We start from the raw sequence: 6,490 nt of genomic DNA, 5'->3' as shown, positions 1-6,490 counted from the left end.
ATATTTGGATGGGAGTCCAATACATATTATTAAAATTAAAGTGGTTCAAGTCGGAGGAAGGCTCCTTAGGGGGTCTTTTTTTATGCATAAAAAGCCTCATCTTCCTATAGAAAGGATAAGACCTTTACAACAAACAATAATTGCAATTACATTAATTTTACATTAAGATTAAATAATATTATACTAATAAAGCGCTAAATAGTAGGTGTAGAAAATGGAATTTAACGATTTGGGTATTACCATTAAAGAGCTTCGAATGAAAAAAAATATATCTCAATCCGAATTATGTCATGGAATATGTTCACAAAGCCAAATTAGCAAGATCGAAAAAGGTGTGATTTATCCATCTAGCATATTGTTATATCAATTATCAGAAAGACTTGGTGTTGATCCAAATAATATATTTGCACTAACTCAAAACAAAAAAATTAAATATATAGAAAATGTAAAACATGTAATAAAAGATTGCCTAAAACAAAAACAATATAAAGAACTTTATGAAATAGTAAAAAAAGAGAAATACTTAAATAATTTTCAAACAAAAGAAGAGAAACAATTTCTAATATGGCATGAAGCAATTGCTATATTTGAGGTGAATAGATCAACAAAAACTGCTTTAACTCTTTTAAATAATGGATTAAAACTAACTGTAACGAATGTTGATTGTTTATCAGAAAGAGAATTAGATATTATGCAGACAATGGCTATATTTTATGCAGAAAACAAAGAATATGAAAAAAGCATTAATATATTAAGAAAATGTTTAACTAATTTTAATAAGTTAGATTTTCCTAGAGATAAAGAAATTAAATTAAAAATCATTTTCAATTTAGCAAAAACTTTGGCCTCCACATATCAACATGAAGAGGCAATAAAATACATTGATAAGGGCATCAAATTAGCAATTAATCTAAATACTTTATACCTATTAGGTGAATTATTCTATTTAAAAGGTCAGTATTTATTAAAGATTAAACAACACAATGTAGAAGATGTTGTTTATAACTGGAAAAAAGCATTATTTATATTTGAACTAACCGAAAAAAAACATTATATACAAATGATTAAAGAAAAACTTATTGAAATACAGAATAAAAAACACTCATAATTTCGTAAAAACTACTTACAAATCCCTATAGTTTTTAAACTTAGCACTATATTGTTAAAATTAAAGTGGTTCAAGTCGGAAAAAGGCACTCATTTGAGTGCCTTTTTTATCAAAACTTTATTTTCTTGCCTCATAGTGACCATATGCACCGCCATATCCATCGTACCTTGTAATACCTTTAAAATACCACGTTTTCCCTTCGCTATAAAAAGAATTAGCGAAGTAGCCATCAGAACTATAGAAGTCATAAGTTCTATAGATATTTTGCCCAGAAACATCGTGGAACCAAAAATCATATTCACTATTATAATAGTCCGCAATTAATGCTTTTGTTGGTGCAACTTGTTTAGTACTATCTACACCTTCTGTACTCGCTGACGCTGCCCCGATCCCCCCTGTCAATGCAATACCAGTTGCTAATGCTCCTACTACTAATTTCTTGAACATAAAAATTCCCCCTTAATATTTTTTATAACTTGCACCTTAGATGTATCACTTTGGTGATTTTTGTAAATATTTTGAATTTTTAGAAATGTTTGTTTAAATTTTGTCAATATTTGTAATGTATTTTATCCAATGGAAAATAGAGGGATTTATTGTGGTATGTAATAATGCATGTTCATTTAGAAAAAAATCGTGATAAAATCTAAGCACCTGTTCTATTTTTTTCAGTTAAAATGGAAACCTTACTTCTTATTTACCACAACAAGAGAAGGCACCTTTGGGTGTCTTCTCTTTATTTCTCAATATAACAACTTTAAGAATATGATATTATTTTAATGCAAAGTCCCTTTTGTGCAATGAGATAGTAGTACCCAATAAAAAAGCCCACCTATTTCCGTAGGTGGGCCTTATCTTTATTACACAATACCAAATTATACCCTCTATTTCTCATAAACTTTATGTAATTATACATATATGAAAAAGTCACACTAAATGAATATTACATGTAGTAAAATATAAATTGTGGACACGTTCTATAAAGCAGATTCTTTTAAAAGACGTAACATATCAACCATTATAAAAGATATGCCTTCACTCTATTACTGATCTCAAATCTCTTGTGCTTTGTGAACTAACAATCTGGTGTATATAGACGATTCTGTTTTATAGGATGTGTTTACACGTATAACAAAGGGATAATACGGATAAATTTATACAAAATGAATGTGGTTCAAGTCGGAGAAAGGCACCTTTGGGTGTCTTTTCTTTACAGAAAATATAATGCATTATCAATATAAAGTGATTTTAAAGAAAGGGAAATGATATGGATTTCCAAATAAGTTTACCTCATCCATTCCAAGGAGTATCTGCGATTGTAGGGATTGGTTTATTGATTTTTATTGTATTATGTGCAGGACTTGCGATATTCTCAGACTGGATTCGAAGTGTAATCTCTAATCAAACTAGACAGTATATTCAACTTGGTTTCATGGTACTGCTATTTGCATTTATTGTTATAGCAATCAAAAAACCTGAATATAGGGGTAGCACCCCATTGCCATCAAGCTAAGCTCATACAACGTCAATTATAGTAGAGGCTGTTTCTTTTTTCTAAAGGCTACGTGTAGGAAATTTAAAGATTTACATACGAAATAAACCCTAGCGGGTTTCATTTTTTTGAATTAAGCCGCTTGATTATCAGACATGGTACAATTATAAACGACACCTAATATATCAAAGACTGTTTTCTTCTCATACCGATGAGATTTTCGTCCGTTTTGCTGTAGGAGATTGAACAGGCGAAGTAACACCTTTGATAGCTCTTGGGTGTTTTTTTGTATAGTTTGGAATAGAAGAAGAAAATAGTCTTTAATCATATATATGGCTTTATACTCACTAAGCTCTCGTTTTTTCTTCATAAGGAGCAATTGGCGCATTTGAAACATGATAGAAGAACAGAGTAGAATAGCAATCAATTGACCATATAAATGGCACTCCAATCGTTCTGGTTTTATCTTTTTACAATGATGAATTTGAAAGAATGACTTCCACGTTTTAAATAAAATTTCGATTTGCCAACGCAAAGAATACCAGTCATGTACCTGCCCCATCGGGACAATATCTGTAGGGGTGTTTGTCATATATACATTGATACGGCTGAGTCGTTTACTACGAGGAGAATGCTTCATTCCTTTCTTTTTTTCTCTTACAGCTTGATCTTGTAATCGTTTTTGTTGCTGTTGTTTTGTTAATCGATGAACAATTACACGAGCTGGCACTTTATCAATCATTCCTACATAAGCATTATCTATTTCATATGTTTGTCCTGGTTGGAGGGAGTTCATTAACGTCTCCATATCTATCTGTATATACTCTGTACCTTTCTTAATTCTTCCGTCTTGAAAATAATCCGGGTTAGGATTTTTTTGATAAATACGTGTATTGGACTTGATACGAGAGATATAGTAGGCCTCTTTATCTTGTATATATTGAAGGTCTTTTAAATGAAAATAACCTAAATCTCGGATACATAAATCCTTTGCTGTCACAGTTGGGACACACAGAGAGCCATAGGTTCGATCATGTTGTTTACCTGGGCCTGTATGAATATGTAGGAACTGTCCACTTAATAGATCATACTCAAGCTGAATTTTCATCCCTGCTGTATGGCTGCATCCTCCTGCACCTGGATAAACCGATGAAAAGACATCCGGGAGTTGAAATGCAGTTGAATCTAGGATGCGAATACGCTTGAAAATAGAAGTGTATGGAGAAGAGAGCAGCTTAGCTGACGATAACTTTTGGTTGAGAAGTTTGGCTAATACTTTCTGTAGAAACTGTGCGGCTGCGGCGTTAAATCTTTGATTTAGTCCTTCAGGACTTATAAGCACTTCTGTTGATGCTTCTAAACAACTACATAACTGGGTTAAGGAAGTTTTTGCTATACTTTGGCTTACCCATACGCATAAAGCTACTAAATCTTGTGCTTGATACTTACTTGTTCGCTGTACAAACTCAACATCTCTAGCTAGATTCTGTAAGGTATTGGGGGATAAAAGACTCTGAATCTCCTGTGAAAATAGTTGTAGTTCGTTAGCTACAGAAATAGACATACAAAAAACGCCATCCTTTCCTATGATTCTATAGAAAGAATAACGTATTTTTTTCATTTTGAGGATATTTCTTTTTATTAGTTTGATAGCAATGGGGTTCTTCCCCACAAGGCAAGCCGCATTCTAGCCAAAGCGCAATCTTTAGATCGAAAAATAAGAATAAAACCAATGAATAAATATTTAATTTATATTTTTTTAATCTCATTTTCGTAATCTTCAAGTTCCTTATCTGTCATTACATATGGAGAGGGATCCTCTTTTATAAACCGTACCGCATTTAGTCCGATCATCTGAGCAGCGGCGGACGGCTGACCATCTGGAATAATAGGCGAAATGGACAGATCGGCAACCTTAAGATTTTTGGTACAAAACACATTGAGGAATCCATCGACAACCCCTTCTTGAATTGTCTGTCCCATCCGACACTGCCCGCCTAAAGAGAAGTTCGTGTAAGAGGCTTTGACATAATTCTCAAGCTGCTGTTGTTTGTTGGGATCATTGTCAGGTAGCTGGAATATACTTTCCGGAGGATATACAACTTTCCCGATTCCGTTATTTGGGTATTTCAGTGGATCTCTAGCCTCTACAATAATATTATAAATTCTCTTATATTGATCGACCATATACGTTAGGTCATTGGAATCTTCCAACGGATTGAAGTTAAGAGATGGATAAGCTTCTGGATCGCTATGTTCTACTAGCACTGTACCCCTGCTTTTTGTATTCACGTCTACAATACCAAAACTCATGATACTTGGAGTGGTTTGGAAAGTTAAATCTAAACTCCAACCATTGCTGATCACATCTGGAGCAGGGATAAAAAATGGGATAGGAGCCCCTATCAGTTGGAGACGACGACTTTCTAGTAGATTCATTGGATTCTCTGCTTGGAAAGCACCTAAGATAAGTGGAAAGTTGGGATCAGCAAAAAATATCGGAAGAATTTGGGAGGTATCTATTTCAACTCCTAATCCAACATAACCATGAGTTTGAAGGTTGTGACCCACATTTGGACTCTCTATAAATGTTGGTATACCTGCTTTAGCCAAATCATCCGATTTACCGATTCCTGAACGTTGTAGAATGACTGAGGAAAAAAATCCTGCAGAGACGATAATGCCTTTTCTTGCAAACCTTCTATGTGAAACACCATCCTTGACAAATTCAACCCCAACCGCAATGTTCAGTCCATTTTTTTTCTTAAATAAAATTTTGTTAACGGTTGTTTTAGCTAAAATAACTAACTTTCTTCCACCAACTCCAAATTCATCTGGATGGAACTGGTTTCCTTGACTGACAATATGGTCATTTAAATAACCTGTTGCCGTTGAGGATCGGACAAATTGACCTGGGCTAACTTCTTTTTGAATAATTTGCGATTTATAAAATGTACAATCCCTTATGCCAGTATTATAGTCCACAGCAATCGGCGTTCCCAATACAGTGTTTGTTGCTTGAACTAACGTATTGATCAATCCATTAGGGGGAATACTCTGTTGCCTAATAAAGATTGGCCCTTGTGATCCTCGTTCATCAGGGTCTTGTGTCGATCCTGTATAGGTTTCATTTTTTACAAATAAGGAGCTAATCTTGTCGTAACTCCATTGATTACCAACAAGACTTGCCCACTGATTATACAACTCTTTACTCCCACGTACGGCGTACATGTCACTAATTTCTGAACTTCCCCCTATGGCGCGACCATTTGTTGCAATAAGTGTACGTGCAATAGTTGATTCTAATTCAGAAGTAACATTAAAGCTAAACCTGTTACCTCGGGTTGTATTAATGGCGGCAAGAACGCTAGGGTTACTTAGCTCATTCGTCATATTTGTTCCTGCTTCTAGCACTAGTACAGAAGTACTTTTGTCATCCGTTAATTCTTTGGCGATTACCCCTCCAGCAGTTCCGGCACCAATCACGATATAATCAAATTTTGTAGGGTCTATTGGTTTTATAGGCTCTGGAACTGCACAAGGAAATGCACAAGGAAATAATGAATAAGGAAATTCACAAGGATTGAAACAATTTCTTTTTTTTGATGGCATAAATAATCAAGCTCCTTTTTTGCATTTAGTATATTAAATGTAAAAAAGAATCTGTCTCTTGTACCAGTGTCTTTATTTTTTTAAAAAATGTATGTTCTATACATGTAAGGTTAACATAACGCATCATTATCAATAGACAATAACGGATAGAATTTTCGTTTTGGGGTATTTTGATTCTTTAGCTTGATAGCGATGTGGTGGTACCCCACATCCATCAACTTAAGGTATATTTTTATACAAAATGCGGTCTTTCCATATAGTTTTTTATTATCTTTTAT

General features: G+C 33.9%; 5 protein-coding genes. 2 read left to right on the top strand and 3 right to left on the bottom strand.

The features are described from left to right. The first annotated feature begins 214 nt into the window (after positions 1–214). The gene (locus tag V7S50_RS33810; RefSeq protein WP_336376847.1) at positions 215–1,108 is read left to right on the top strand and encodes a helix-turn-helix domain-containing protein; all 894 of its coding nucleotides are present in this window, start codon (positions 215–217) and stop codon (positions 1,106–1,108) included. A gap of 117 nt (positions 1,109–1,225) precedes the next feature. On the opposite strand, the gene V7S50_RS33805 is transcribed toward V7S50_RS33810, so the two are convergent. Beyond that, positions 1,226–1,555, bottom strand: coding sequence for an LCI fold-containing protein (locus tag V7S50_RS33805; protein ID WP_336376848.1), 330 nt, complete (start codon positions 1,553–1,555; stop codon positions 1,226–1,228). An 820-nt stretch (positions 1,556–2,375) separates the two neighbouring features. Here V7S50_RS33805 and V7S50_RS33800 point away from each other — a divergent pair. Further along, a complete protein-coding gene (locus V7S50_RS33800) occupies positions 2,376–2,621 on the top strand; it encodes a hypothetical protein (protein WP_336376849.1) in 246 nt (81 codons plus the stop codon). A 112-nt stretch (positions 2,622–2,733) separates the two neighbouring features. On the opposite strand, the gene V7S50_RS33795 is transcribed toward V7S50_RS33800, so the two are convergent. Both V7S50_RS33795 and V7S50_RS33790 read right to left on the bottom strand, forming a co-directional pair. Beyond that, positions 2,734–4,164 (bottom strand): IS4 family transposase, encoded by a 1,431-nt coding sequence (locus V7S50_RS33795; RefSeq protein ID WP_336376850.1) that lies wholly within the window; start codon positions 4,162–4,164, stop codon positions 2,734–2,736. Between the two features lie 185 nt (positions 4,165–4,349). Continuing rightward, complete coding sequence (locus tag V7S50_RS33790) at positions 4,350–6,212, bottom strand: GMC family oxidoreductase (protein ID WP_128975430.1); 1,863 nt, start codon at positions 6,210–6,212, stop codon at positions 4,350–4,352. Between the last annotated feature and the right edge of the window lie 278 nt (positions 6,213–6,490).

Origin of the sequence: Bacillus sp. CCNWLW194 (assembly GCF_037120585.1) — a bacterium.
Taxonomy (GTDB): Bacteria; Bacillota; Bacilli; order Bacillales; family Bacillaceae_G; genus Bacillus_A; species Bacillus_A basilensis.
The sequence above is the reverse complement of the archived record's forward strand: the minus strand, read 5'-3'. Positions and strand labels throughout refer to the sequence as shown.

Coding starts and splice junctions, on each gene's coding strand:
- V7S50_RS33810 (WP_336376847.1), top strand. CDS start 215: ATGGAATTTAACGATTTGGGTATTACCATTAAAGAGCTTCGAATGAAA.
- V7S50_RS33805 (WP_336376848.1), bottom strand. CDS start 1,555: ATGTTCAAGAAATTAGTAGTAGGAGCATTAGCAACTGGTATTGCATTG.
- V7S50_RS33800 (WP_336376849.1), top strand. CDS start 2,376: ATGGATTTCCAAATAAGTTTACCTCATCCATTCCAAGGAGTATCTGCG.
- V7S50_RS33795 (WP_336376850.1), bottom strand. CDS start 4,164: ATGTCTATTTCTGTAGCTAACGAACTACAACTATTTTCACAGGAGATT.
- V7S50_RS33790 (WP_128975430.1), bottom strand. CDS start 6,212: ATGCCATCAAAAAAAAGAAATTGTTTCAATCCTTGTGAATTTCCTTAT.